This is a genomic window from Methylacidimicrobium sp. B4 (assembly GCF_017310545.1).
Taxonomy (GTDB): Bacteria; Verrucomicrobiota; Verrucomicrobiia; order Methylacidiphilales; family Methylacidiphilaceae; genus Methylacidimicrobium.
The window spans coordinates 495,067-521,148 of record NZ_CP066203.1; the positions used below are offsets into that span (position 1 = coordinate 495,067).

Sequence of the window (26,082 nt, forward strand, 5' to 3'; positions counted from 1 at the left end):
TTGATCAGTCAGCCCGCAAGCCCGCCGCGCACTAGATAAACCACGATCCCGGGCGACCGCCAGCCAAATAGTCTTCCCAGCCATTTGCTCCGGAGCTCACCCCTCCTCCTCGAACTCCCCGGGCTTGGCAATCTCGCGCTCGCCCTCCTTTCCCCCGGGGCCGACCCGCGGGAAGAGCCGGCTCGCCCCGATCACCGGGATCAGGGTGCTCAGGAGAATGGAGATCGTCACCTCCGAGTAGAGCCTCCTCCCCAAGATGCCGTTTGCCACGCCGTAGTGAGCGGCGATAAGGCCAAAGGTGAGCCCGCCGCTGGTCAGCAAGGAGCCGAAACAAGCCTCCTGCCGCGAGAACCGGAATGCCAGGAGCGTTGGCCAGACCGCGGTCATCTTGCTCAGGATTTTCACGCCGAAGAGCAGGCCGATGGGGAGCGCGCCGTAGAGAAGCGCATGGAGCGAAATGTGGAAGCCCGCCTTCATGAAAAAAAAAGGCGTGAGCAGCCCATACGCAAGCGAGCGCATCCGATAGACCAGTTGCCGATCGATGGCAAAGGATTTCGCGACGAGGACGCCGGCGATGTAGGCGGGCAGCACGGGCTCGGTCTGCGCGACCGAAGCGAGCGCTCCGAGAAGGGCGAGCATAAAGAAGAGGAACTTGATTTCCGGTTCGCTGACCGGACTTTGCCGCAGCCAGCGGAGCAGGGGTCCGAGCGAAAGCGGCAGCGCCAGAAGCAGGAGAAGAGCGACGAGGAGCAGAAGCAGCGAATGGGTCGACCAGTGCGTGAAGAAGAGGCCCAGGGCCAAGACCGAAGCAAAGTCGGTTACGAAGCAGCTCGTCAGGAGCAGCTGACCGAAGCGGCTCGACTCCATCCCCTTTTCGACCACGGTCGTATAGACGATCGCGACCGATGTGGTCGCCAGGGCGATCCCGGCGATGATCGACTGCGCGGAGCTCCAGCCGAGAACGGAGTGCGCCAGCAGATAGATGAGGCCGAAGGGCAAGAGAAAGGAGAGGAAGCCGATGATGAGGCTGGAGGCCGCGTGGTGCCGGAACGAGCGGGGGTCGATCTCCGTCCCGGCAAGAAAGGCGAGCGTCACGCTTCCCATCCTCGCCAGAAAGACCATCCACTCGGTCGGTTGCTCCATTCCGAGGAAATGGCTCAGCCCGATTCCGACCAGAACCTCCATCAACGCAACCGAGACCCGAAGCTGGAGCGCGAGTACGGCTGCAAGAAAGGCCGCTCCCATCCAGATCGCAAGGAAGACCCAGGGGTTGTCGAGTGGCATGCGGTCCTTTGCTGACCTTGCGGGAACCTTCGAATCGAAGAGGAGGTCGGCTTGCGGGTAGTGCTCAGGTTACGCAAATGTTTTATGAAGACATAGAGAAATCGCCTTTTTGAGGAGGCAGAAGCGGGCGAGCGGGCTCGATCGACCTTTTGGTCTTTTCCCGAGCCGCCGAATCCGATAGAAGAGTTCGACTCATCGCGACGATGCGTATTTTTGGGCGTGGTTGGCTCGTTTTCGGTCTTGCCCTGTCGCTGCCGGCTCTCGCGCTCTTCCTCCCCGGTCCTTCCGCCTGGGCTCGGAAGACCCACTCGCGTTCCCGGAGCGCCGCCGCCCACCATCGGCTCCATCCGTCCGCTGCTCCCGAGCGGATCGTCAAGGTCTCTCTGGAAAATCGGGTCGTCTACGTGATGGAAGGCAACCGTCCGCTCCTGGTCGCCCCGACCTGCTCGGGCAAGCCCGGATATGCCACGCCCACGGGCCAATTTCGTGTCAGGGGCAAGGCCACGCGGCGCCGCTCGGGCAAGTATGGATTCTGGGTCAAGGAGAACCAGGCGGTCGAAGGGACAAAAGCCGGGGGACCTCCCGACAAGAACCCCGGGTGGAAGTATGTCGGCTACCCGATGCCCTTCTGGGTGGGGTTCCTGCCCGGCTACGGCTTTCACGAAGGATTCCTCTGGTCCTCTCCCGGAACACACGGCTGCCTCCACCTGACCGGCAGAGACGCCGAGCGCTTCTACGAGTTGATCGGCAGGGGGACGCGCATTTGCATTGCAAAGAGCCAGCCGGAGGATCAGACCCTCGGGAAAGGGCTTCGCCATCCCCAGGATGAAAAGGCGGCCGACCCTCCTTCGTCTTTCTTCCTCTCGGACAAGAGCTTCACCACTCCTTGGGAAGATCTCCTCAAGCCGGCCAACGGACTCGGAGCAGAGGAGCCGGACGCTACGACTCGTAAGGGGCAAGGACCGGATAAGAACCCAGGGACCGGCACCGGCTCGCCCGCCCCTCGGCCTTCCTGAGCGCCCTCTCCATCGGACCTTCTTGGTCGCTGCCCTCCAAGCTGGCGAAGAAGACGTAGGTGTTCGGCTGCCCCGGCACGGGTCGGGAAACGATCCGCTTCAGGTTGATCCCTTCGGCGCGAAACGCTTCCAGGAACGAACAGAGGCTTCCCGGCTCCTGTGGCAGGGAGAAAACGAGGCTCGTCTCTCGGCCCCCGGGAGCGGGCTTGCTCCTGCCCAAGAGGACAAACTGGGTCAGATTGACGATCCCTTCTTCCACCGGGTAGTGGAGCACGGCAAGCCCGGCTGCCGCTGCCGCCTCGCGCGTGGCCAGCGCGGCAGCTCCGGGCGTCTTCGCCGAAAGGCGGGCGGCCTCGGAGGTGCTTCCGGCAACCCGCAGCTCGGCCCGAGGAAACCGGCGTTCGATCCAATGTCGGCAATGACCCAGGGGCGCCCAGTGCGAATAGACGATGCGGGGCTGCTCCCCGGAACGTCCGATCAGGGCCAGCCGGACGTGGAGAGAGAGCTCTTCCTGAATGAAGAGCGGCTGGGCTTCGTCCAGAAGGAGATCGACTGTCTCCAGGATCATCCCGCCCGAGGAGTTTTCGATCGGGACGAGGCCCAGATGATCTTCCTCCGCCTGCGCGAAGGCGACCACCTCGGCGATCGAGACGCAGGGCAGAAGCGGGCCATCCGGGAACCTCTTCCGAGCGACCAGATGGGAAAAGGTATGCTCGGGACCGAGATAGGCGATCGTGGGCAATGGTCGATTCTCCTTTCCCGCAGGGGGGTATAGCCCTCTATCCTTGGGAAGAATTCCTGGCGGCGCAAGATCGTTTGCTTGTCCATCCGATCTGCCTGCTCGGGCAAGGCGGGAGACGACGTTTGACAGAAGAGGAACGATAGGGTACCCGTTGCGTGCGTGCCTCTCGCCCCTGAACGACTAGATCTGCTTCTGACCCGTTTCCGCAGCTTGCGGGCCCTGGTGATTGGAGACCTCATGCTCGATGAGTTCCTTTGGGGGCGCGTCCGCCGGCTCTCTCCGGAGGCCCCGGTCCCTGTGGTCGAGGTGCAGCGCTCCTCGCGCTTTCCGGGGGGTGCGGCCAACGTCGCCCGAAACCTCCTGGAATTTACCCCCAAGGTCACCCTGTGCGGGATCGTCGGGGACGATCTCCCGGGGGAGGAGCTGATCGGATCCTTGAAGCGGACGGGTTGCGACGTCGGCGGGATCTGGCGCATTCCCGGCCGGCCGACGACCGTCAAGACCCGGGTCTTTGGAAGGCAGCAGCAGATCGTCCGGGTCGATCGCGAAACCCGCGACGCCTTGCCCTTTCCGGCCCGGGGAGAGCTGCTCGATTTCCTTCGGCAGGCGATCCCCGCATGCGACTTGATCCTGGTCGAAGACTACGCGAAGGGGCTGCTCGATCAGGAGGTCGTCGACCTCATCCTGGAAGAGGGAGTTCGGTCTGGAAAGCTCACGGCGGCGGATCCGCATACCCACAACCGCCTTTCCTGGAAGGGGGTGAGCGTGCTCAAGCCGAACCGTTCGGAAGCACTCGCGCTGAGCAGCACCGAAGATCCCGACGAGAACCTCGCCTCGGTCGAGAAGGCTGCCCGGCTGCTGCAAGAGCGCTGGGGATGCCTCCACCTGCTCGTCACGCTCGGGGAGGAAGGCATGCTCCTGCTCGACGAGCAGAGCCGCAGCCAGCGGATCCCCACTGCGGCGCGCGAGGTCTTCGATGTCTCCGGGGCCGGAGACACCTCCCTCTGCCTTTTCTCGCTGGCGCTCGCCGCTGGCTCGGAGGCGCTCGAGGCCGCCAAGCTGGCGAATCTCGGGGCGGGCATCGTGGTCGGGAAGCTCGGGACCGCAACGGTCTCTCCAGAAGAGCTGCGAGCACACCTCGCGAAGCTCCCATGAGAAGGAGGGCGGTCTTTTTCGATCGGGACGACACCCTGATCGAAAACATCCCCTACCTGGGGGACCCGGAGAAGGTCGTCCTCGCCGAGGGAGCAAGGGAGAGCCTCGCCCGCCTCAAGGCTGCCGGCTTCCTGCTCTTTCTGGTGAGCAATCAGTCAGGGGTCGGCCGTGGCTGGATCCGCCGGGAAGAGGTCGAAGCGGTGAACCGGGCGATCCAGAGTCGGCTGGAGGTGCCGTTTTTCTCGAAGATCTATCTCTCCTTCGCCTCTCCCGACAACGACCCCCTGGGGGATCGGAAGCCCTCCCCGCTCTTCCTTTGGCGTGCGGCGCACGAGTTCGACATCGAGCTGGGCCGGTCCTATTTCGTCGGTGACCGGATCGCCGACGTCCTCTGCGGGCGCAACGCGGGCTGCCGCACCATCCTGCTGGCGGCCAAGGAGCCGAAGAGAGAGGCCGCGCGCGCGCGGGACTGGGCACGAAACCTCGCCGACCGGGTCGTCCCTTCCCTGTCGGAGGCAGCCGATTGGATTTTGGCCTCGCCGCCTCCGGCATAGGGCTGGCCCAGAAGGATTCCCATGGGCGAAGAGGCGGTTCTGGTCATCCCCGCGCGCTGGGCTTCGAGCCGCTTTCCGGGCAAGCCGCTGGCTCTGGTGGCCGGAAAGCCGCTGCTCCAGTGGGTCTGGGAGGCGGCCGTCGGCTGCCGCAGGGTGCGCGAGGTGGTGGTGGCGACCGACGACCACCGGATCCTCGAGGCGGCCCGCGGATTCGGGGCCCGGGTCGAGATGACCCGCTCCGACCACAGGTCCGGCACCGATCGGATGGCGGAGGTCGCTGGGCGGCTTCCCGCGGATCGCTACGTCAATCTTCAGGGAGATGAGCCGGCCATCGACCCCGGAGAAATCGACCGGCTGATTGCGGAAATGGGCTCGGCTCCCATCGCCACCTTTCGACGGAAGCTGACACCGGAGGAAGCGGAAAACCCGAATGTGACAAAAGTGGTTTGCGACCGGCGGGGTTACGCGCTTTACTTCTCCCGAGCGGCCATTCCCTTTGTCCGCAGCGGGGGGCGGGGTGCTCCCCGATGGGCGCACGTGGGAATTTATGCGTTCCAGGCGGAAGCTCTCCGGCGCTTCGTCGGTTTCCCGCCGGGCGAGCTGGAGCAGGCAGAGAGACTCGAGCAGCTGCGCGCTTTGGAAAACGGCATGCCGGTGATCACCGTACCCACCGCCATGCGCTCGTTCGGTGTCGACGTTCCGGAGGACATCGGGCGCATCGAGCGGCTCTTGCAAAAAAACTGAACCAAAGATGAAATACGTGTTTGTCACGGGTGGGGTAGTGAGCTCCCTCGGGAAAGGCTTGACCGCCGCTGCCTTGGGCACGATCCTCGAACATCGGGGACTCAAGATTTCCCTGCAGAAGCTCGACCCCTACCTCAACGTCGATCCCGGCACGATGAACCCCTACCAGCATGGAGAGGTTTACGTGCTCGAGGACGGAGCCGAAACCGATCTCGACCTCGGCCACTACGAGCGGTTCACCTCGGTCAAGCTCACCCGGAAGAACAATGCGACCACCGGTCAGATCTACGAATCGGTCATCCACAAGGAAAGGCGCGGCGACTATCTTGGGAAGACCGTCCAGGTCATCCCCCATGTCACCGACGAAATCAAGGAGCGGATCCGGGCGGCAGCGACCACGGGTGACTACGATTTGCTCATCACCGAAATTGGTGGAACGACCGGAGACATCGAAGGCCTTCCTTTCCTGGAGGCCGTCCGCCAGCTGGCCCTCGAGGTCGGCCCTGGCAATGCTCTCTTCCTCCACGTCACCCTGGTTCCCTACCTGCGCGCGGCCGGGGAGCTCAAGAGCAAGCCGACCCAGCAGAGTGTCGCCAAGCTCCGGGAGATCGGCATCCAACCCAACATCCTCGTCTGCCGCACCGAGCGTTCGCTCACCCCCGACGTGCGGAGCAAGCTGGCACTCTACTGCAGCGTCCCGCTCGAAGCGGTCGTCGAGGAGATCGACTTGGAACACTCGATCTACGAGCTCCCTCTCCTTCTCCAAAAGGAACGCCTCGACGAGCTGGTCGTCCGATCGCTCCGCCTGGCGCTGCCACCCGCGGACCTGCGGGAATGGGAAAAGTTCCTCCAGCAGATCCTCGCTCCCAAGTACCGGGTCCGGATCGCCATGGTCGGCAAGTACATCGAGCATCACGATGCCTACAAGAGCGTCTCCGAGGCCCTGGTCCATGCGGGGGCCTCCCTCCAGGCCAGCGTCGACCTGCTCCCCGTCGATGCGGAAGAGGTGGAGCGGCGAGGACCGGAGGAGCTGCTCGGCAAGGCACAGGGAATCATCGTGCCGGGAGGCTTCGGCCACCGGGGCGTTCAGGGCAAGATCGAGGCCGCTCGCTTTGCCCGGGAACGAAAGATCCCCTATCTGGGCCTCTGCCTGGGCATGCAGATCGCAGCCGTCGAGTTTGCCCGGAACGTGCTCGGCCTGCCGGAAGCCCATAGCACCGAGTTCCGACCGACGACACCCGATCCGGTCATCTGCCTGCTCGAAGAACAGCGCCATGCAGCGCAAAAGGGGGGTTCGATGCGGCTAGGCGCTTCCCTCTGCCAGCTCGTTCCTGGAACCAAGAGCCAGGCCGCCTATCAGACCCTTTCGATTCGGGAGCGCCACCGCCACCGCTACGAGTTCAACAACGCCTATCGCGAAGCCTTCGAACGTTCGGGCTTCGCCATCGCGGGAACCACCGAGGATACGATGCTCGTCGAGCTTTTGGAGCTCACCGACCACCCCTGGTTCATCGGTTGCCAGTTCCATCCGGAGTTTCATTCGCGCCCCAACTCCCCCCATCCTCTCTTTGCGGGCTTTCTGCGGGAAGCGCTCCACGTCTCGGCCGGATAGTCTCATGTTCACGGAGAGCCGATCCTTTTTCCTGGTTGCCGGGCCTTGCGTCCTCGAGTCCGAGACCCTGGCCTTCCGGATTGCCGCGAGCCTGCAGGAAGCCACCTCTCGACTCGGGATCCCGTTCTGCTTCAAGGCATCCTTCGACAAGGCCAACCGGTCTTCCATCGACTCCTACCGCGGCCCGGGATTGGCAGCGGGCCTGGAGGTGCTGGGACGAATCCGGGAAAAGCTGGGCGTTCCCGTCACCACAGACGTCCACGAGAGCGCTCAGGCAGCACCCGTCGCGTCGGTCGTCGATCTGCTGCAGATCCCGGCGTTTCTCTCCCGGCAGACCGACCTCCTCTTGGCCGCCGCCCAGACCGGGAAGCCCATCAACGTAAAGAAGGGACAATTTCTCGCCGCCTCGGACATGGATCGCATCGCGGAAAAGCTCCGCTCGGCCGGCTGCCCCAGCTTCTTTTTTACCGAAAGAGGCACCTCGTTCGGCTATCATGACCTCGTCGTCGACATGCGCAACCTGGTCCAGATGCGGAGCCGCGGACATCGCGTCATCTTCGACGCCACCCACTCGGTCCAGCGGCCGAGCGCACTCGGCTCCTCGTCCGGAGGCGATCGAGATCTCGCCTACCCCCTGGCCCGAGCCGCCGTGGCGGTAGGAATCGACGGACTCTTCCTGGAAACGCATCCGACACCCGAGCAATCCCCCTCGGACGGGGCGACCATGATCCCCCTGAGGCAGATCCCCTCGGTTCTCGAAAGGCTCTTGAAGATTCATGAAGCGGCCAAAGACGGCGATCCCGCGTAGGAATGGCCACACCCTGCCCGCGCGATGGACGATCCGCTCCGGGAGGGCTCTCCTTCTCCTCGCCTTCTGCGCGACGACGGCCCTCGTTTTCTCCGAACGATTGGAGGCCGATTCCGCTTCCATCCCGCTCGGATCGGTGGTCAAGGAGTTCCGTCTCCCCCAACGGAACTCCCAGGGAGAGCTTGACGGCGTCATTACCGGGCGCGAAGCGCGGGCGATCAGCGTCAATCGCACGGAAATCATCGACATGAAGATCGATCTCTACGACCAAGGCAAGGTGGGCACCACGATTCTCTCCCCCCGCTGCGACCTCTGGAAGCTTGAGAATCGGCTGAGCACACAATCCGGGGCGGTCATCGAGCGGCCCGATCTGAGGCTCACGAGCCAGATCATGGACTGGGAGGTCGGAGAGCATCGAGGCGTCTTCCGGCAAAATGTCCGTGTGGTCCTCTTCCATCTCCCGCTGGCCAAGCCCACCAAGCAAGAGAGCAGCGGAAGCAGCGCCCCCGCCTTGCGGCAGGGCGGAGCCCCTGCCCTGAAACCGTTGGAATCCTCCCCATGAAGTCCCTCCTGCCGCTCGTCGCCTGCCTGGTCCTCATCGCCACATCCGCCGCCGAGCTTCGCGCACAATTCCCCGAGGCGAAGCCCCCAGAGCTGCAGACGCACCCGGACGCGACGGTCGTCACCTCCAACACTTTCCGGCTGGACATGAACATCCATCAAGGCTTCTTTAACGGAAATGTCATCATGATCACCAACAACATGCGGCTGAGGTCCAACGAAATGACCGTCTTCTTCGATGAGACCGGCAGCCAGGTGAAACGGTTGATCGCCCGGGGCGATGCCCTCCTCGAGCAGCCCAATCGGACGGGTAAGTCGCACCAGATGGAATACATCGTCGCTGAGAACAAGCTCATCATGACCGGCAATCCCGAGGTAATCGACAGCCAGAATCATGTTACGGGAACGGTCATCACCCTCTTTCGGGACACCGATCAGATGCAGGTGGACGGCCATAGCAAGGTCGTCCTCTACCAAGGGGTGAATCAGCCGCAGGCGCCGCAACCCGCATCGAATCGATAACCGAGCGCACGCGCTATGTTTCGTCGACGAGTTCTTATCCTTTCCACGAGCGCCGGCACGGGGCATCTGCGCGCCGCCGAGGCGCTCGGCAAGGTCTTCCGCCATCAACCGGAAACCGACGAGGTCCTGACCGTCGATGCCCTCAAGTTTACCAACAAGATCTTCCGCGACTTCTATTCGAGCCTCTACATCCAGCTCGTGGAGAAGGCGCCCGCCTTCCTCGGCTGGTGGTACAAGATGACCGACGAGCCCTGGAAGACCGACCGGATGCGCCTCATGCTCGATCGGCTCAATACGGGTCCCCTGGTCGAGTTCATTGAAAGCTATGCGCCGGACATTACCGTCTGCACCCACTTCCTTCCCGCGGAGCTGATCTCCCACTTGATCTCCCAGGCTGGCTTGCGCACGCGCCTGTCGATCGTCGTGACCGACTTCCACTTCCATGCCATGTGGCTCTGCCGCCTTTTCCACCGCTATTTCGTGGCCACCGAGGAGACGCGCGTCCATTTGAGCCGCCTGGGCCTGCCGGAAGAGCGGATCACCGTGAGCGGGATCCCGATCGACCCGGTCTTTTCCCAGCCCCTCGGCCGTTCGGAGGCGCGCCGCGCCTTGGGGCTCGCCCCCGACCTCCCGCTTCTCCTGGTCTCCGCCGGAGCCCTTGGCGTCGGACCGGCCGAGGTGGTGGTCGAATCCCTGCGAGGCCTCTCCACACCCGCGCAGATCGTCGTGATCTGCGGCAAGAATCCACCTCTTCACGAACGCCTCGCACAGACGAGAGCCGATAGGGGCAGCTCCCCTCCCTTGAGAGTGCTCGGCTTCACCCACGAGATGCACCGGTGGATGGCCGCCGCCGACCTTTTGATCGGCAAGCCCGGAGGGCTCACCGCCTCCGAATCGATGGCCAGGGGGCTACCGATGGTCGTGGTGGCTCCGATCCCGGGTCAGGAAGAGCTCAACAGCGATTATCTCCTCGAACAGGGGGCGGCCATCAAATGCCACGAGTTCACGACCCTCGCCTACAAGGTCGACTCCCTCCTTTGCGATCCCTCTCGCTTGCAGGCGATGCGGACGGCAGCTCGGAACGCGGCCCGCCCGAATGCGGCGCAGATCATCGTCCGCCGCCTCCTCGAGGATGAAGCCAAGGAGCCAGAACCCGTTTGGATCAGTCGCAAGCAAAAGCAGCAGATTGCCCAGGTAGCCAAGGGAGTCAAGCTCTAGCGAAGAGCCTTGGGCTTCCGGGAATGCCTTCCCGGGCCTCCCTCCCGCCCGCCGCCACACCCTTGCCCCAATTCCTTTGGGGAGTCGCGACCTCCGGCTACCAGCACGAGGGAGGCATCAACGGGCGGGGAGAACCCCTCAACAATTGGGCTTGGGCCGAGCGGGACCGGCTGGTCGAGGCTTCCGGCCGTGCAAGCAACTTCTGGGAGCTCGCCGAAGCCGACGTGGAGCGGGCGGCCCGGCTGGGACTCAACGCCTTTCGCCTCGAGCTCTCCTGGAGCCGGATCCAGCCGGTCCGCGCCCTTCCCGACCCGGATGCGGGCGCTCCGCCGCCCCCCTTCGATTCCGAGGCTCTCGAGCGGTACGCCGCGATCCTGGCCCACTGCCGCCTCCACGGGCTCGAGCCGATCGTCACCCTCCACCATTTCACCCATCCCGCCTGGCTGGGCCTGGACGCCTGGCTGCGCACCGAGACGATCGACCACTACATCGCCTACGTCCGCGAAACCGTCCGAGCCCTCCTCGCGCTGCTTGCGCAAAGGCACGGGGTTCTCCCGCCCCGCGTCTACCTCACGACCAACGAGCCCAACATGCTGGCCGCCTGCCACTACCTCTACGGCTATTTTCCCACGGGCCCGACGCGGGGAATCCATCCGACGGCCAAGGTGCTGATGCATCTGCTGGAGGCCCACATCCGCGCCTACCGCGTCATCCACGACCTCTACCAAGACACCCCGGTCCGCCCGCTGGTCGGATTCAACAACTACGCCAATAACCTCTACTGGCTCGATCAGGCATGGCTCGACCTCCTCCACTGCCGCCACCGCGGGATTCCCAAGCAGAAGATCTTTTCTCACCTCTGGGAAAACGCCCGCCGTCTCGACGAGGAGTTTGGACGCGCCCGCTTCCCCACCCTATCTCTCGGGCGGAGAGTCCTCGGCAGTGCCATCAAGACGGTGCAGCACTTCCTCGCATACGCCTACTCCCTGGGGGATACCTGGGACCGGCTGATCGAAGCCATCTACTCCGCCCCGACCCGGCCTCTGGATTACGTCGCCTTCGACTACTACGACCCCTTCGTCGAGCACGCCTTTCGCTGGCCCCACTGGCGCGACGAGCTCCCGCGCCAGAACAAGGCGTTCCACGAATGGGTCTTGGAAGGCTTCACGAGCAAATGGTGGGACTGGCACATGCTTCCCGAGGGGCTCGCCTTCGTGATCCAACAGCTTCGCCGCTTCGGGCTTCCCTTGCTCATCGCCGAAAACGGGATCGCCTACCGGGGCAACGCCTCTGGCACCCTGGAAGACCGGGCGGATGCGGTTAGGCGGACCGACTACATTCGCGCCCACGTCCAGATGGTGACGCGCCTCTGGGAAGAGGGAGCGCCCCTCTTCGGCTACCTCTACTGGTCCCTCGTCGACAACTACGAGTGGGGCAGCTATGCTCCACGCTTCGGCCTCTACTCGACGGGCGCCCCGGACTCCTGGGAGCGCAAGGAGAGCGGACTCGCCGGGGAAGCTCCCGCGCAGACCTATGCCGAAGAAGTGGCCCGCGCCCGTGAGCGCATGAGCCGAAGAGCCCACGCATGAATCCCGATCTTCAAACCTTTACCGGCGGCCCCCTCCAGACCAATGCCTACCTCTTTCCCGGCGAGGACGGCTGGATCTGCGTCGACGCGCCACAAGGCATCGCTGCCTTTCTGCGCGATAAGAAGCTCCGCGTCGAAACCCTCCTCCTGACCCATGGCCACTTCGACCATGTCTGGGATGCGGCCGAGCTCGTTTCCGAATTCGGAGCCGTCGCCTATGCCCATCCGGCCGACTTCCCCCTCCTCTACCATCCCATCCGGCCGCGAAACTATGGCATCTCGGGAGAGCATGCCCCTCTCCGGCAGGTAACCCCGCTCCCCCTCTCCCCGCATGGCTCCATCCGCTGGGGCTGCAGCGGACGCGAGTTCGTCCTCTTTCACATTCCCGGCCACTGCCCCGGGAGCGTCGCCTACTACGAGCCCCGCGCCTCGCGCACCTTTGGCGGCGACATCCTCTTCGCCGGCGGCGTCGGCCGATGGGATCTGCCCGGCGGCTCCCGCAGAGAGCTGATCGAGGGCATCCGCCGCTACCTCCTCCCCCTCCCCGCGGAAACCATGGTCTATCCCGGCCATGGCCGCCCGACCACCATCGGTGCCGAGCGCGCGACCAATCCCTTCCTGCAAGGAGAAGCAGAGTGAATAGGAGGAGCCGGGCGAGCGACGAAGTCCCCATCCCGGGCGTCTTGAACAACCGCCCTCGCAATCGGATGATGTGGGTGAGGTCGAGAACAAGAGGATGACGCGATGACCCGCGGCCTGTTCACGGAAGAGGAGCGCGAAGCAAAGCGGGACAAGATCGGCGATGCGCGGGGCGGTCCGATGGTCGCCGCCAGCATCGTGCTGGTTCCGAAGCAGCCGTTGATCAAGGATGGGAAGGTCGTCGTTCCGCAGGAGGCCACACCCGCCGGCTGCTCGCTCTCCACGGGGTATCATGCACGATAGGCTTCCATTGTTGACCTTTCCCGATGCGGCAGCCTTCGAGGCCTGGCTGACCGGTCAGTCTGACGATGCGGTCGGGGCTTGGCTCAGGTTCGCCAAGAAAGGCGCGCCGGAACGGACCCTCAGCAAATCCGACGCCATCGATTGCGCCCTTTGCCATGGATGGGTGGATGGCCAGCTCGGTCGAGTTGACACCTACTACTTCAAGGCACGCTTCACGCCGCGACGGCCCAACAGCCCCTGGTCGCAGAGGAACTGCGAACGCGTCGAGCGGCTTCTGGCCGCCGGCCGCATGAAACCCAAAGGCCAAGCGGAGATCCATCGGGCGAAGGCCGATGGGCGATGGGCCGCCGCATACCCGCCCCAATCACGGGCCGCGACGGACGACGATCTGAAGGCCGCCCTCGATGCCGAGCCGCGCGCCCGCGCGTTGTTCGACGCGCTGGACCGAGCCAATCGGTATTCCATACTCTATCGCGTGCATCAAGCGAAGACCTCGGAAAAACGCGCCGCAAAAATTGCTGAACTGGTCGCAAAGCTCGCTCGCGGAGAAACCGTTCCTCCCCGGCGAGGGTCAACCCCATGACCAGCTACGTTGCCTTGCTGCGGGCGGTGAATGTCGGAGGCACGGGCAAGGTGCCGATGACCGAGTTGCGCGCCATCTGCGAGAACTGCGGTTTCCAGGACGTCCGCACCTATATCGCCAGCGGCAATGTGCTCTTCAAGGCCGACCTGGGCGAGACGGTGGTCCAGGCTAAGCTGGAAGCTCAGTTGCGCGGCTATGCCGGCAAGCCCGTGGGGGTCGCTGTCCGAACCGGCCCCGAGATGGCGGCCGTTCTCGCGGCCAATCCGTTCCGTGAGGCCGCGCCTAACCGGGTCGTGGCTATATTCCTGAAGGAACCGCCGCCTGCGGACCTGCTCGACAAGGTGAGAGGTCTTGCCTGCGAGGAAATCGCCATCGGCGTGCGAGAGGTTTACGTTCATTATCCCGGCGGCCAGGCGGACACGAGGCTCAAGATACCCGCCGCAAGTTCCGGGACCGCGCGTAACATGAACACCGTAGCCAAACTTGTCGAACGGATGTCGGCGCCAACATCGGGATGACCACGCTCTCGACCGCATCCATGCGGTCGCTCTCGACCGCCCTGATTTGCAGGACCATGCCCTCTCCTCTGGAACCACCACAAAAGAACGTGACTTTTGGGGAAGCGCGGGCTTCTGTGAATAGGATGAACAAGGGATTCCTCGAAGGAAAAACCGCCCTCGTCTTCGGGGTCGCCAACAAGCGCAGCCTCGCCTGGGCGATCGCGCAAGCCTGGAGCTCCGAGGGAGCCTCGCTCGTCCTCGGCTATCAAGGCGAACGGCTGCGGGAAAATGCCGAAGAGCTCGCCCGGTCTCTGCCCAAGCCGGGGAAGGCGATCGGCTGCGATGTCGGCGAGGATGCAGAGCTCGATACTTTTTTTGCCGAGGTCGCCCGCGAGGCGCCCGTGGTCGACCTGGTCCTCCACAGCGTCGCCTTTGCCCCGAAGGAGGCGCTCGACCACGAGCTTTCCGAGGTCAAGCGGGACGATTTCCTCGTGAGCTTCGACATCAGCGTCTATTCGTTCCTGGCGATCGCCCGGCGCGCCAAGCCGCTGATGACCCGGGGCGGGCTTCTTCTGACCCTCACCTACTACGGCTCGGAAAAGGTGACCCCGCAATACCACATCATGGGAACCGCCAAGGCGGCTTTGGAAGCCTCGGTCCGCTACCTGGCCTTCGAGCTCGGCCCCCGGGGGATCCGGGTCAACGCGCTGAGCCCGGGGCCGGTCAATACCCTCGCCGCCCGCGGCATCCCCGGCTTCGTCCAGATGCTCAAGCATCACCAGGAGAAGGCCCCCTTGCGGAAGCTCGTCGAGCCGGCGGAAGTGGGTGCGGCGGCCGCCTTTCTCGCCAGCGAGGGCGGCTCCGCCATCACGGGGCAGACGATCTATCTCGACGGCGGCTATTCGATCCTGGGTGCATAGCCAGCAGGTAGGCCGCGGAAGATGACCCCCCATCGCATCATTCTTTGGGATATCGACGGCACCCTCCTCCACAGCGGCGGCGCTGGGGAAGCCGCGATCATCCGCACAGTCCGGGCCCTCTACGGAAAGGAGCTCGCCCTGCCGGAGATCGACTACAGGGGACGGACCGACTTGCTGATCGTCCGGCAGATCTTTACGCGGTTCGGGATCTCCTGGTCCGAAGAGAGCGTCGCCCGGTTCCGCAACACCTATCTCGACTATCTGAGAGAGGAGATCTCGCACGCCTCCGGCCATCTCTTTCCCGGGGTGGAGCGGATGCTCTCGTCGATCGCGGAGATTGCCGGATGGCAGCAGGGGCTGCTGACGGGAAACTTCGAGCGCGGAGCCAGGATCAAGCTCGATCACTTCGGGCTGGGGCGCTTCTTTGGCTTCGGCGCCTTCGGCGACCGGTGGGAGTGCCGGAATGAAGTAGCGCGCGCAGCCTTCGACCTTGTCCGGGAGCGTTGGGGGGAGAGCCTCTCGGCCCAACAGATCTTCCTGATCGGCGACACTCCGCACGACGTGCTGTGCGCCCAGGCGATCGGCGCCTGTTCCATCGCTGTGGCCACCGGGGGCTATTCCCTCTCCGAGCTCGCCGGCTACCGCCCTACCCTGCTCTTGCCAGACCTGGAGCAGTTCGGACCAGTTCTCTCCCTCGTGAAAGGCCACGGCTGAACGGATCCCGCATCGGGGCGCAACGGACGCAGCGGAGGAGCCGCAGAAGAGAAAGTGGTGAGAGGAACAGATGGAGCCGCTCTTTGACGTCGCCGTAATCGGCGGGGGGAGTGCTGGGTTTGCCGCGGCGAGGACGGCGGCGGCCTTCGGAGCGCGCACGGCGCTCATCGATGGTTCGGAGCGGCTGGGCGGGCTTTGCATCCTGGCGGGCTGCATGCCGACCAAGGCTCTGCTGGAAGCCAGCCGACGCTGGCACGCCATCGGGGAGGCCGGGCTATTCGGCCTGGAGGCGCAGCCCATCCGAGCCGACTTTCCTGCGATCCTGGCCCGGACCCAGCGGCTCGTCTCGGAGTTTGCGGCCGACCGGCAGAAGGAGCTCACCGAAGGAAAGTTCCAGCTCATCCGCGCTCACGCCTCCTTCCTCAACCCCCATCAGGTCGAGCTCACCTACCACGATGGGCAAAAGAGCATTCTGCGCGCCAAGGCCTTCGTGGTTGCGACGGGATCGCGGATCAGCCATCCTCCCCTGCCCGAGCTCCGGGAGATCGGCTTCTGGGACAGCAACACCGTCCTCGAACAAAAAGAGCTCCCGGAAAGCCTGATCGTCCTGGGCGGAGGGCCGGTTGCGGTTGAGTATGCGCAGTTTTTTGCGAGGCTCGGCGTCGGCGTCCGTCTCGTGCAACGGGGAGCCCACCTGCTGAAACGGTTTGACTCCGATCTCGCCCTCGTCCTGGAGGAGTCGTTTCGGGAAGAGGGGATCGAGCTCTGGACCAGCTCCTCGCTCATTTCCGCAGACTGGTGCGGAGAGCAGAAGCGGCTCCGCCTCGTCCAGCGGGGAGCCATCCAGGACCTGGTGGCCCGCGAGATCTTCCTGGCCACAGGACGCACGCCGGCCCTGGAAAGGCTGCACCTTCCCGCCGCGGGGATCGAGTCCCACCCGAGGGCTCCCGCGGTCGATTCCGAGATGCGGACGCGCGCACCCCACATCTTTGCGGCAGGAGACGTCGTCGGCATCGAGGAGGTCGTCCACATCGCCGTCCTCCAAGGAGAGGCGGCCGGGGAGAATGCCGCCCGAGAGGCGACGGGGGCCGGCGGACCCTTCCGCAGCCTCGACTATCGGCTCACGATGGAAATCGTCTTCACCGAGCCCCAGGTGGCCCGGCTCGGCCTGACCGAGGCGGGGGCGCACCTGGCCGGACGGCCGGTGCTCGTCGCCCGCTATCCCTTCGCCGACCACGGCAAATCCCTTCTCATGGGAGCCACCAAGGGCTTCGTCAAGCTGCTCGCCGACCCGGCGAGCGGGGAGCTCCTGGGTGCCGGCATCGCGGGTCCGGAAGCCTCCGAGCTCATCCACGAGCTCCTCGCCCTCCTCTCGGTCCGCGCCACGGCGGGCGATCTGGCCCGGCTGCCCCACTACCATCCGACCCTTTCTGAAATCCTGACCTATCCGGCGGAAGAGATCGACCGGCAGGTCGCTTGTTCCCAGCGGCCCGGCTCTTCCCCGCTGCCCCCAAAGCCACCCGACCCATGACCCGCTGCCGCACCCCCCTTCACCTCTTCAACACCCTTTCCCGTAGCCGGGAAGAGTTCCATCCGATCGCCCCTCCCAAGGTCCGGCTGTATGCCTGCGGCCCGACCGTCTATGGGCGCGCCCACATCGGGAACTTCCGGACCTTTCTCTTCGTCGACCTCCTCCGTCGAGTGCTCCGCCTCTTTGGCTTCGAACCGGAATCGGTGATGAACTATACCGACGTCGACGACAAGACGATCGCCGCGGCAGAGGCGGCTTCCCTGCCGCTCCGCGAGCTGACAGGGCGCTATATCGAGCTCTTCGAGGAGGATCTCCAGACCCTTCACATCCCGCTCCCCGACCGGCGGCCAAAGGCCACCGACCATATCGGGCTGATGATCGCGCTCATCGAGGAGCTGCTCCGGAAGGGGCATGCCTACGTCGGCGAGGACGGCTCGGTCTACTTCCGGATCGGCTCCTTCCCCGACTACGGAAAGCTCGCCCATCTGGATCGGGGGGGGCTCCAGCCGGGAGCGCGCATCGCCCAGGATGAATATCTCAAGGAGAGCGTCGGGGACTTTGCGCTCTGGAAAGCCTGGAAACCCGAGGACGGTGAGGTCGGCTGGGCCTCCCCCTGGGGGAAGGGACGTCCCGGCTGGCATATCGAGTGCTCCGCGATGAGCATGCACTATCTCGGAGAGGAGTTCGACATCCACTGCGGAGGCACCGATCTCATCTTTCCACACCATGAGAACGAGATCGCCCAGAGCCGCTGTGCGACCGGAAAGGGCTTTGCCCACGTCTGGCTCCACTGCAGCCATGTGCTCGTGGACGGCGAGAAGATGTCGAAATCCCTGGGCAACGTCTATTCGGTCGCCGACATCCTCGCCCAAGGCTACACCGGCCGACATCTCCGCTTCCTCCTGCTCACGGCCGCCCACTATCGCCAGACGCTGAACTTTACGTGGGAGGGGCTTGCGGCGGCCAAGGCCGCCGTCGGACGGATCGACGACTGGCTCGCGCGCTGGCATTCGCTTCCCCCCGAGCGGTTTGCCGCCGCCTCCTCGGAAGGGGAAGAGTTCCTGGCCCGATTCTGCGCCTCCCTGGCCGATGATCTCAACCTCTCGGATGCGCTCGGCCACTTCTTCGAATTCCTCCGCGCCACCAACCGCTCGATCGATCTGGGCGCTCCGCTACCGGACCTGCCGGAGATCTGGCGCGCCCTCGACTCGGTTCTCGGCCTTGGCGAACCGGATGACACCGTTCCGCCGCATCTGCAGGAGCTCCTCTCCCGCCGAGCGGCCGCGCGGCAGCGGCGGGACTGGAAGGAGAGCGACTCCCTGCGCGTGGCGATCGAGCGGCAAGGGTGGAGCGTTCGGGATACCGCCCAGGGTCAGGAGCTGCGGAGGAGATGATGCGATCCCATCCGCTGCGACTCATCACCTTCGAGGGATCGGAAGGAGCCGGAAAGTCGACCCAGATCGGTCGGCTCGCAGCCCGGCTGCACGCCTTGGGACAACCGGTCCTGACGGTCCGGGAGCCGGGCGGCACCCCCCTGGGGGAACGGCTCCGCCTGCTGCTCAAGGAGTCCTCTCCGGATCTTTCCGTCTGCCCGGAATCCGAGCTCCTCCTCTTCCTGGCCGCACGGGCCCAGCTCGTCCGCGAAACGATCGAGCCCGCCCTGCGCAAAGGTTCCTGGGTTCTCGCCGACCGCTTCAGCGACTCGACCCTCGCCTATCAGGGCCGAGGCCGGGGGTTTCCTGAGCCGCTCCTCCGCTCCCTCAACGAGCTCGCCTGCGCGGGCCTCACCCCGGCGGTCACCTTCGTCCTCGACATCTCCTCATCCGAAGGGCGGGCACGCATCGCCCGCCGCCGCGGAGAGAGCACCAAAGCCGATCGGATCGAGGCCGAGCCGCCTGAATTCTTCGAGCGGGTCCGAGCCGCCTACCTTGACCTGGCCCGGGCCGAGCCCGATCGGGTCGTGCTCATCGACGCAGAGCGGCCCGAGGAGGAGGTTGCCGCCCAGATTTGGGAGATCGTGCGCCGTGTCCTTGGACTCTGAAACCATTCTTCTCCGCCTGCGGCAGGCGCTGGCCGACGACCGGCTCGCCCATGCCTATCTCCTGCTGGGCCCCAGCTCCTCTCTGCTCGAGGCGCTCGCGTTCCGGATCGCAGCCCTTCTGCTCGGGCCCCGTCCCGAAAACCATCCCGACTTCCACCTCGCCCGACCCGAGTCCCGGCTGCGCCGCATCCCGGTCGAACGGATGCGCGCACTCATGGCGATGCTCGCCCTCAAGCCCTACGAGAGCCGCTTTCGCGTAGCGCTGATCTGCGATGCCGAGCGGATGTGCCTCGGAGGCGGCGAAGCGGCGAACTCTTTCCTGAAAACGCTGGAAGAGCCGCCCCAGGATGTGGTGATCTTGCTCACCAGCACCCAGCCCCAGATGCTGCTTCCCACGATCTCCTCCCGGTGCATCCCGCTCGCCGTTCGGGCCGATCCGGCTGCCGCGATGCCGGATGATCCTCGGGAAGCCCGATTCCTCGCCGACTGGTTCGCACCGGGACCGGGCTTCCTTCTGCGGGCTTTTCGACGCGCCGCTCTTCTGGAAAGCACCTTCCTTGAGATCCGCAAGGAGATCGAATCGGAAATGGGCGAAGGGGAAGAGAGCGAACCCGAGGAGGTTCGCGCCGCCCTCGTCGAGTCGGCGGCCGATCTCCAGCGGGAACGGCTTCTGGCGAAGCTCGAGGAAGCCTATGCGAAAGAGGCCAGCGCGGAGCGAGAGGGGCCTCCCGGACGGGAGATCCGCATCCTCGAGGAGCTGTTGCGAGATCTCCGCGGCGGGCTCGATCCCGCGCTCGCGTACGCCCGAGCTTGCCTCGAGATCGAGGAGTCGACCAAGATGAGCGGGTTCGACGCCGAGGAATCTTCATGGAAACCAAAGAAATTGCCGAGTTGATCGAGTTGATGGCCAAGGGAAACCTTTCGGAGATCGAGGTGGAGCGCGAGGGGTTCCGCCTGCGGCTCCGGAAGGAACCCCCTCCGGCTGCGGCTCACCCCCACATGGTCTACGCCTCTCCCACCTCGATCGTGGCCCCCGAGAAGCTCAAGGAGCTGGCCGGTCCCTCGGCCGAATCTTCCCGGGAGATCCGCTCGCCGATGGTCGGAGTCTTCTACCGCTCCCCCTCGCCTGATTCGGCGCCCTACGTCGAAGTCGGCCAGGAGGTCAATGAAAACACGGTCGTCTGCATCATCGAGGCGATGAAGGTCATGAACGAGATCAAGGCCGAAGCGCGCGGCATCATCACCGAGGTCCTCGCCGAGAACGGGAAGGCCGTCGACTTCGACCGCCCCCTCTTCCGGATCCGCCCTCTCCCCTGACTCTGGCCCGACCCCGCCGCTTGCCTTTCGTTGCGCGCTGAGCGAGTCTTGTTCGTGCTCGAGGGAGACGGGATGCGCAAAAGGGAGGATACGGGGGAATCCCTCGCCCCCCGGTCCGTGTCCGAACCACGAAAACCATTCTCTCCAGGACCTGCGCCCGGCAGGCGAAAGCTTCTGCTCGCCGGAGTCGCGATCCTCGGACTGCTGGCCGTCCTTCTCTCCGGGCTCAAATGGTATGTCGACTCCCTCGCCCGGGTGGCGGTCACCGTTCCGCCCCACAGCTTCCTGAGCATTGACCCTGGCCTGGCCGGCATCCCCTACGAGGACTGGACGACGACGAGCGAAGACGGCATCAAGCTTGCCGCCTGGTTCATCCCCTCCGACCGGAGCTCCTCCAAGCCTCCGCTCATCGTGGTCCACGGCCTCGGCGCAAGCAAGGAGTTCCAGATCAACTATATCGTCTTAGGCCACAAGCTCGGTTTCCCCGTGTTGGCCATCGACCTCCGGGGCCACGGGAAGAGCGGGAGGACCATCACCACCCTCGGGTGGAAGGAGCCCCTCGATCTCAAGGCTTGGACGGACCAGTTGGAACACAAGGGGCTCTCGCACCCGCTGGTGTGGGGAACCTCGCTTGGTGCCGTGACGGCCTTGCGTTTTGTTTCCGAGGATCCACGGGCCGGCGGGGTGATCGCGGACGCCCCCTTCGACAACCTCCGCAACTCGATGGCCGTCCATGCCCGGCTCTTCTTCGGCCTCCCCGCCTTCCCCTTCGTCGACCTCGTCTCCTGGGAGCTCGAGCGCCACTACTCCCTCGACCCAGGCAAGGTCGATTGCGTCGAAGCGGCGCAGAACATCCATGTGCCGATCCTCGTCATCGCAGCCGAGGAAGATCGGAGGATGCCGATCCCCGTCGTGCAAAAAATCTACGATGCCGCCTCCGAGCCGAAGAAGTGGTGGGTGATTCCCCACGCTTCCCACGAGGAGCGGACCTTTGCCCCCGACTTCCGCCACGTCGTGGGGGACTTCCTCGACTTCGCGGCCGCCTATCCGGCCGCGAAGCGTTAGACCGGATGGCGGTCGAACCACGCGAGCCCTTCGTGGCGGGCGAGGCACTCCTTGCTGGAAGCGATCCGGGTCGCGGGATCGCACCAGTTCCAGCAGACTCCGATCCTTGCCCGCCATGGCAACCTTCCCCTATCCTTCGCTGCGGAGCCGCCATGAACCGCCGCCAGTTCCTGCGCCTCGCCACGGCCGCTGCGCTGCCCGCACTCTCGCTCCGAGGCCGGCTCTTCGCCGCGAGCGCCGACTCGCCACGCCTCTTGTTCGTCTTCCTGCGCGGCGGCTACGATTGCAACCACCTGCTCGTACCCTATGCGAGCGACTTCTACTACGAGGCACGCCCGACCCTCGCTCTCCCCCGCCCGGGAGCGGGCGATCCGAATGCCACCATTCCGCTCGACGCCGATTGGGGACTCAATCCGGCGCTGCGCGATTCGCTCTTTTCGCTGTGGGAGAGCAAGCAGGTCGCCTTCATCCCCTTCGCTGGCACGGACGACCTCTCCCGCAGCCACTTCGAGACACAGGACCGGATCGAGTGCGGGGAGGCGGGCGAGTCAAGCGGTGATTACCGCTCCGGCTTCCTCGCCCGCCTGTCGAACGTCCTGACCGGCGTCTCCCCCATCGCGTTCACCGACAACCTGCCCTTAAGCTTCCGCGGGAGCGTGCAAGACGTGCCGAACCTTTCGCTCAAGGGAGATCCCAAGGCGCGCTTCGACGAGCGCCAGTCGTCCATCCTATCTGACATGTACCAGGACACTCCCTTGGCCGCAGCCGCCCGGGAAGGCCTGGCTTTGCGCCGTTCCGCATCCGCAGATTGGCAACGCCTCGACGAGGAGATGGCCCAGGCCGGCCGCGATGCCCCCAACACGCACCATTTTGCGACCGAGGGACGACGCATCGCCGCGTTGATGCGCGACCGCTACCGCCTGGGCTTCGTTGACGTCAGCGGCTGGGACACCCACGTCAATCAGGGTGGTGCCAGCGGGCCACTCTCCACCAACCTGCGCAACTTGGGCGAGGGGCTGACCGCCTTCGCCCGTGAGCTCGGCGAAGGCTGGCGCGACACCGTCGTCGTGGTCGTCTCGGAGTTCGGCCGGACCTTCCGCGAGAATGGCGACAAGGGCACCGATCACGGGCATGGAACGGTGCACTGGGTGCTTGGCGGGCGAGTCTGCGGCGGGCGCATCGCCGGGGAGCAGGTGGCCGTGAATGAAGCCTCTCTCTTCCAGAATCGCGACTACCCTGTCCTCAACCACTATCGCAACGTCTACGCCGGCCTATTCGGGCGACTCTGGGGATTACGGTCGAGCCAGGTCCAGACCGTCTTCCCACGTTCCCGGCCGATCGACCTGGGGCTAGTCTGAGCCCATGCGGAGTCCCATCCGTCTCCTCCCCGCCTTCGCTCTGGCCCTCTTGCTCCCCTCTCGCACCTTCGCGGACGGCGGCCTGCTCGCACCCGGTGACCTTGCCTGGTTGCGTCGGGACGGCTTCGGCCTTGACACCGTTGCCATCGACTCCTGCCGCGGCATGGGACGCCGACGGATGCTTGAGCTCCAGCTGCAGGACCGCATGCCGGGATCGCTGCCCCAGGCCGTCGCCGACCAGCTCGCCAGCAACCCGGCGCTGACCACCCGTGCGAGCGAGGCATTGGCCCAGTGGCATCAAGCGCAGGAACGCATTCGATCGATGCCCGAGGGGGAAGCCAGGAGTGCCGCGCGCAACGAGCTCCAGCGGCAAGGCAACCAATGGGTGCAGCAGGCGCGCGCCGCCGAGCTGCTTCAGGCCATCTACGGACCCAACCAGCTCAAGGAGCAGATGGTCTGGTTCTGGCTCAACCACTTCAGCGTATACGCGCCGAAGGGACGGATTCGATGGGAAGTTGGCGACTACGCGGAGCACGTGATCCGTCCGCGCGCCCTGGGCAAGTTTCGGGAGCTTGTCCTGGCCACGCTCAAAAGCCCGGCCATGCTCGAGTACCTCGACAACGTTCAGAACGCCAAGGGTCACGTGAACGAGAACTACGCCCGGGAGCTGGTCGAGCTACACACCCTCGGCGTGGATGGCGGCTATACCCAGCAGGATGTGCAGCAGCTGGCGTTGATCCTGACCGGTGTCGGCATCGCGCCGCTTGACGGCCTTCCACGCCCCATAGCCCCCGCCCTCGCTCCGCGACTCGTGCGCGAGGGCCTCTTCGAGTTCAACCCCAGCCGCCACGACTTCAGCGACAAGGTGCTCCTTGGCCACCCCATCCGGGGCAGAGGCTTCTCCGAGGTAGAGGAGGCCGTGGACTGGATCGTGCAGCAGCCCGCCTGTGGGCGCTTCCTCTCGCGCAAGCTGGCCGAGTACTTCGTCGGCGACCAGCCTCCGGCCGCCTTGGTGGAACGGATGGCGCTCGCCTTTCGCAAGAGAGAGGGCGACATCGCCGAAGTGCTGCGCACCCTCTTCGACTCGAGCGAGCTCGTCGCCGCCGCCGGAGGCAAGTTCAAGGATCCCTTTCAGCTCATCGTTTCGGCGATGCGCTTGGCCTACGATGGCCGCCCCATCTACAACCCACGGCCGCTGATCCACTGGCTCGAGATGCTCGGCGAGCCGCTCTTCGGCCGCATTACCCCCGACGGCTGGCCGCTCGACGGGGCGAGGTGGTCGAGCTCTGGCCAGCTCGAGGCCCGCTTCGCGGTCGCCCGAGCCATCGGGAACGGCAATCCGCAGCTCTTCCTCCCGGAAGGCTCGACGCAGCGGATGCCAGGGTTTCCGTTGCTCACCTCCCCTCTCTATTACGCGGCCTTCGAGCCGTACCTGTCCGCGGCCACCCGCAACGGCCTGGCCCAGGCACAGTCGCAAGGCGAATGGAATGGCCTGCTGCTCGCTTCGCCCGATTTCGCGTACCGCTAGCCTCATCCGCTCGATTCCCAAGCATGCTCCTCGCCTGCAGCCGCGGGATCGGCCTTCACAGGCCAAGAGGAGCTCGTGCCCCAGCGGGCGGTCGTTGGCACGCGAGAAGCCGAGGGAGTCGAACCGCAGGTCCGTGGCAGCTTCCTTGCCCGGGCACAACCGATTCCTTGGCGGTTGCCTTTTTCCTTATTTCCACAATATTGGAAGCATGAAGCCAGATGAGACCGTCCGAGATGCCGTGCGCCAAGTCTACGCGCAGGTGGCGGAGGGCGCCCGAGGGTGTTGCGGGAAACCGGCGGTTGAACCCACGGCAGCCCAGGCTTTGGGCTATTCCCCCGAAGAGCTCGCGTCCGTTCCGAGAGATGCCGAAATGGGCCTGGGCTGCGGGAATCCCCAGGCCATCGCGGCGCTCCAGGCGGGAGAGACCGTGCTCGATCTCGGGAGCGGTGGCGGCTTCGACTGCTTTCTGGCAGCCCGCCAAGTAGGCAGAAGCGGCAAGGTGATCGGGGTCGACATGACTCCCGAGATGGTGGCCCGGGCGCGCGCCAATGCCCTCCGTGGCGATTACCCGAACGTCGAATTCCGGCTCGGAGAGATCGAGCGCCTGCCGGTCGCGGACAGCTCGGTGGATGTGATCCTTTCCAACTGCGTCATCAATCTTTCCCCCGAGAAAGAGAAGGTCTTCGCCGAGGCCTTCCGGGTCTTGAAGCCAGGCGGCCGGCTGGCGATTTCGGACGTGGTCGCGATCGCTCCGATCTCCAAAGCGATGAAGAAGGATGCAGCGCTCCACGCCTGCTGTATCGCCGGGGCCGCCTCCGTCGCTGAGATCGAGGAGGCCCTCGCCGCTGCGGGCTTCGAAGAGATTTGCGTGGAGCCCAAGCCGGAGAGCCGGGAGTTCATCCGCCACTGGGCTTCCGGGTTCCACGTCGAGGACTATGTGGTGTCGGCCACCATCGAAGCGCTGAAGCCAGCATCGATGCACGAAGTCCTTCTCCCGTAAGCGGCCGCTGCCATGCCGCAGGCGACCCGAGCCGCAGCAAAGCAGAGCGTAACATCCAAGAGCGAGCCCCTTGCCGCCCCCCGGAACCCGCACACGGCCGCCCGGTTGTCGCGCTGCATGCCGTGGAAAGTGCCAAGATCGCGCTACACAACGCGATGTTGTCGGCTGGTGTATCCAACGTCGAGCTCGCGCGGCAGCTTGGTACCGACGAGAAGTCGATCCGCCGTCTCCGTGATCTATTCCACCGAAGCCATCTTGGACAAGTCGAGGCGGCCTTGGCGACGTTGGGGCAGCGCCTCTCCATCGCTGTGTGTCACGCTGCGTAAGCGTGGATCCGTCCCAGAGGTAACTTTATAGATCATGCCTCTTCGCTGTTTCAAGTGGGTAGAGCGGGAAGATCGAGCCGCGACTTTCCGGCTTTGAGGAACGCGGCAATTCTCAGGGAACGGAAGCTCCGAAAAGCCCCTGGTCATCCTTTTGGCGAGCTGGCTCGGCGCGCGGATCGCTTCGTGGATTCCGTTGGTGATCGGGCTCCGGAGCAAGGCGATGATTCCCCCCCGGGTGCTCATCGATTGTTTGGGGCAGTCCCGGAAGGAGGCAAGCCGACTGCGACGAGCCCACCGGAGCCACCCACGGAGCTCTTGAGGAGCTTGCGGCGAGAGGATCTCTGGGAGAGCCTTCTGCAACCCAATGGGCAACCCACTGGCTCTTCCCAACCGAGGAGAGGCGGCGCCAAGCGAGCTACGCAGGCCCTTCTGCTCCTCGCTCCGCGTCCATTC

The 26,082-nt window shown here is 65.0% G+C and carries 28 protein-coding genes; 25 read left to right on the forward strand and 3 right to left on the reverse strand.

Going from position 1 to position 26,082, the window contains the following annotated elements:
* Nucleotides 1-96: 96 nt before the first annotated feature.
* The gene (locus MacB4_RS02430; protein WP_206864288.1) at nt 97-1,284 is read right to left on the reverse strand and encodes a cation:proton antiporter; all 1,188 of its coding nucleotides are present in this window, start codon (nt 1,282-1,284) and stop codon (nt 97-99) included.
* A gap of 203 nt (nt 1,285-1,487) precedes the next feature.
* On the opposite strand from MacB4_RS02430, the gene MacB4_RS02435 reads away from it, so the two are divergent.
* Complete coding sequence (locus tag MacB4_RS02435; protein WP_206864289.1) at nt 1,488-2,300, forward strand: L,D-transpeptidase; 813 nt, start codon at nt 1,488-1,490, stop codon at nt 2,298-2,300.
* Here MacB4_RS02435 and MacB4_RS02440 read toward each other — a convergent pair.
* Nucleotides 2,224-3,042, reverse strand: coding sequence for a prephenate dehydratase domain-containing protein (locus MacB4_RS02440; RefSeq protein ID WP_242529289.1), 819 nt, complete (start codon nt 3,040-3,042; stop codon nt 2,224-2,226). The genes MacB4_RS02435 and MacB4_RS02440 overlap by 77 nt on opposite strands.
* A gap of 159 nt (nt 3,043-3,201) precedes the next feature.
* Here MacB4_RS02440 and MacB4_RS02445 point away from each other — a divergent pair, with 159 nt between their 5' ends.
* From MacB4_RS02445 to MacB4_RS02560, 24 genes are all read left to right on the forward strand, one after another.
* Complete coding sequence (locus MacB4_RS02445; RefSeq protein WP_206864290.1) at nt 3,202-4,197, forward strand: bifunctional heptose 7-phosphate kinase/heptose 1-phosphate adenyltransferase; 996 nt, start codon at nt 3,202-3,204, stop codon at nt 4,195-4,197.
* A complete protein-coding gene (locus tag MacB4_RS02450) occupies nt 4,194-4,751 on the forward strand; it encodes an HAD-IIIA family hydrolase (RefSeq protein WP_206864291.1) in 558 nt (185 codons plus the stop codon). The genes MacB4_RS02445 and MacB4_RS02450 overlap by 4 nt, the downstream gene beginning before the upstream one ends.
* A 21-nt stretch (nt 4,752-4,772) precedes the next feature.
* Complete coding sequence (gene kdsB, locus MacB4_RS02455) at nt 4,773-5,495, forward strand: 3-deoxy-manno-octulosonate cytidylyltransferase (protein ID WP_206864292.1); 723 nt, start codon at nt 4,773-4,775, stop codon at nt 5,493-5,495.
* Nucleotides 5,496-5,502: 7 nt separating this feature from the next.
* On the forward strand, nt 5,503-7,107 hold the full coding sequence (locus MacB4_RS02460) for a CTP synthase (protein WP_206864293.1): 1,605 nt from the start codon (nt 5,503-5,505) through the stop codon (nt 7,105-7,107).
* A gap of 4 nt (nt 7,108-7,111) precedes the next feature.
* The gene (gene kdsA / locus MacB4_RS02465) at nt 7,112-7,915 is read left to right on the forward strand and encodes a 3-deoxy-8-phosphooctulonate synthase (RefSeq protein WP_206864294.1); all 804 of its coding nucleotides are present in this window, start codon (nt 7,112-7,114) and stop codon (nt 7,913-7,915) included.
* A complete protein-coding gene (locus MacB4_RS02470) occupies nt 7,884-8,477 on the forward strand; it encodes a hypothetical protein (protein ID WP_206864295.1) in 594 nt (197 codons plus the stop codon). Before kdsA ends, MacB4_RS02470 begins: the two co-directional genes overlap by 32 nt.
* The gene (locus tag MacB4_RS02475) at nt 8,474-8,998 is read left to right on the forward strand and encodes an LptA/OstA family protein (protein ID WP_206864296.1); all 525 of its coding nucleotides are present in this window, start codon (nt 8,474-8,476) and stop codon (nt 8,996-8,998) included. Before MacB4_RS02470 ends, MacB4_RS02475 begins: the two co-directional genes overlap by 4 nt.
* Nucleotides 8,999-9,013: 15 nt before the next feature.
* Nucleotides 9,014-10,216, forward strand: a complete 1,203-nt coding sequence (locus MacB4_RS02480) for a glycosyltransferase (RefSeq protein WP_206864297.1) — start codon at nt 9,014-9,016, stop codon at nt 10,214-10,216.
* A gap of 23 nt (nt 10,217-10,239) precedes the next feature.
* Nucleotides 10,240-11,805 (forward strand): family 1 glycosylhydrolase, encoded by a 1,566-nt coding sequence (locus MacB4_RS02485; RefSeq protein ID WP_206864298.1) that lies wholly within the window; start codon nt 10,240-10,242, stop codon nt 11,803-11,805.
* On the forward strand, nt 11,802-12,443 hold the full coding sequence (locus MacB4_RS02490; RefSeq protein ID WP_206864299.1) for an MBL fold metallo-hydrolase: 642 nt from the start codon (nt 11,802-11,804) through the stop codon (nt 12,441-12,443). Before MacB4_RS02485 ends, MacB4_RS02490 begins: the two co-directional genes overlap by 4 nt.
* Nucleotides 12,444-12,548: 105 nt before the next feature.
* Entirely contained in the window at nt 12,549-12,746 is a 198-nt protein-coding gene (locus MacB4_RS02495; RefSeq protein WP_206864300.1) for a hypothetical protein, read from the forward strand.
* On the forward strand, nt 12,736-13,329 hold the full coding sequence (locus MacB4_RS02500) for a YdeI family protein (RefSeq protein ID WP_206864301.1): 594 nt from the start codon (nt 12,736-12,738) through the stop codon (nt 13,327-13,329). The genes MacB4_RS02495 and MacB4_RS02500 overlap by 11 nt, the downstream gene beginning before the upstream one ends.
* On the forward strand, nt 13,326-13,847 hold the full coding sequence (locus MacB4_RS02505) for a DUF1697 domain-containing protein (protein ID WP_206864302.1): 522 nt from the start codon (nt 13,326-13,328) through the stop codon (nt 13,845-13,847). Before MacB4_RS02500 ends, MacB4_RS02505 begins: the two co-directional genes overlap by 4 nt.
* A gap of 125 nt (nt 13,848-13,972) precedes the next feature.
* Nucleotides 13,973-14,749 (forward strand): enoyl-ACP reductase, encoded by a 777-nt coding sequence (locus tag MacB4_RS02510; RefSeq protein ID WP_206864303.1) that lies wholly within the window; start codon nt 13,973-13,975, stop codon nt 14,747-14,749.
* 21 nt (nt 14,750-14,770) lie between these two features.
* Nucleotides 14,771-15,463 (forward strand): HAD family hydrolase, encoded by a 693-nt coding sequence (locus MacB4_RS02515; protein ID WP_206864304.1) that lies wholly within the window; start codon nt 14,771-14,773, stop codon nt 15,461-15,463.
* A gap of 70 nt (nt 15,464-15,533) precedes the next feature.
* Nucleotides 15,534-16,994 (forward strand): NAD(P)/FAD-dependent oxidoreductase, encoded by a 1,461-nt coding sequence (locus tag MacB4_RS02520; RefSeq protein ID WP_206864305.1) that lies wholly within the window; start codon nt 15,534-15,536, stop codon nt 16,992-16,994.
* Nucleotides 16,991-18,388: a cysteine--tRNA ligase gene (cysS, locus tag MacB4_RS02525; RefSeq protein ID WP_206864306.1), complete on the forward strand. Its 1,398-nt coding sequence runs from the start codon at nt 16,991-16,993 to the stop codon at nt 18,386-18,388. Before MacB4_RS02520 ends, cysS begins: the two co-directional genes overlap by 4 nt.
* Complete coding sequence (gene tmk / locus MacB4_RS02530; protein WP_370569388.1) at nt 18,385-19,035, forward strand: dTMP kinase; 651 nt, start codon at nt 18,385-18,387, stop codon at nt 19,033-19,035. The genes cysS and tmk overlap by 4 nt, the downstream gene beginning before the upstream one ends.
* Nucleotides 19,019-19,930 (forward strand): hypothetical protein, encoded by a 912-nt coding sequence (locus MacB4_RS02535; RefSeq protein WP_206864307.1) that lies wholly within the window; start codon nt 19,019-19,021, stop codon nt 19,928-19,930. Before tmk ends, MacB4_RS02535 begins: the two co-directional genes overlap by 17 nt.
* Entirely contained in the window at nt 19,903-20,352 is a 450-nt protein-coding gene (accB, locus tag MacB4_RS02540; protein WP_206864308.1) for an acetyl-CoA carboxylase biotin carboxyl carrier protein, read from the forward strand. The genes MacB4_RS02535 and accB overlap by 28 nt, the downstream gene beginning before the upstream one ends.
* 117 nt (nt 20,353-20,469) lie before the next feature.
* Entirely contained in the window at nt 20,470-21,417 is a 948-nt protein-coding gene (locus MacB4_RS02545) for an alpha/beta hydrolase (protein ID WP_242529290.1), read from the forward strand.
* 152 nt (nt 21,418-21,569) lie between these two features.
* Complete coding sequence (locus MacB4_RS02550) at nt 21,570-22,775, forward strand: DUF1501 domain-containing protein (RefSeq protein WP_206864310.1); 1,206 nt, start codon at nt 21,570-21,572, stop codon at nt 22,773-22,775.
* A gap of 4 nt (nt 22,776-22,779) precedes the next feature.
* Nucleotides 22,780-24,303: a DUF1800 domain-containing protein gene (locus tag MacB4_RS02555; RefSeq protein WP_206864311.1), complete on the forward strand. Its 1,524-nt coding sequence runs from the start codon at nt 22,780-22,782 to the stop codon at nt 24,301-24,303.
* A 208-nt stretch (nt 24,304-24,511) separates the two neighbouring features.
* Entirely contained in the window at nt 24,512-25,303 is a 792-nt protein-coding gene (locus tag MacB4_RS02560; RefSeq protein ID WP_206864312.1) for an arsenite methyltransferase, read from the forward strand.
* 236 nt (nt 25,304-25,539) lie between these two features.
* On the opposite strand, the gene MacB4_RS02565 is transcribed toward MacB4_RS02560, so the two are convergent.
* Entirely contained in the window at nt 25,540-26,019 is a 480-nt protein-coding gene (locus MacB4_RS02565) for a transposase (RefSeq protein ID WP_242529291.1), read from the reverse strand.
* Between the last annotated feature and the right edge of the window lie 63 nt (nt 26,020-26,082).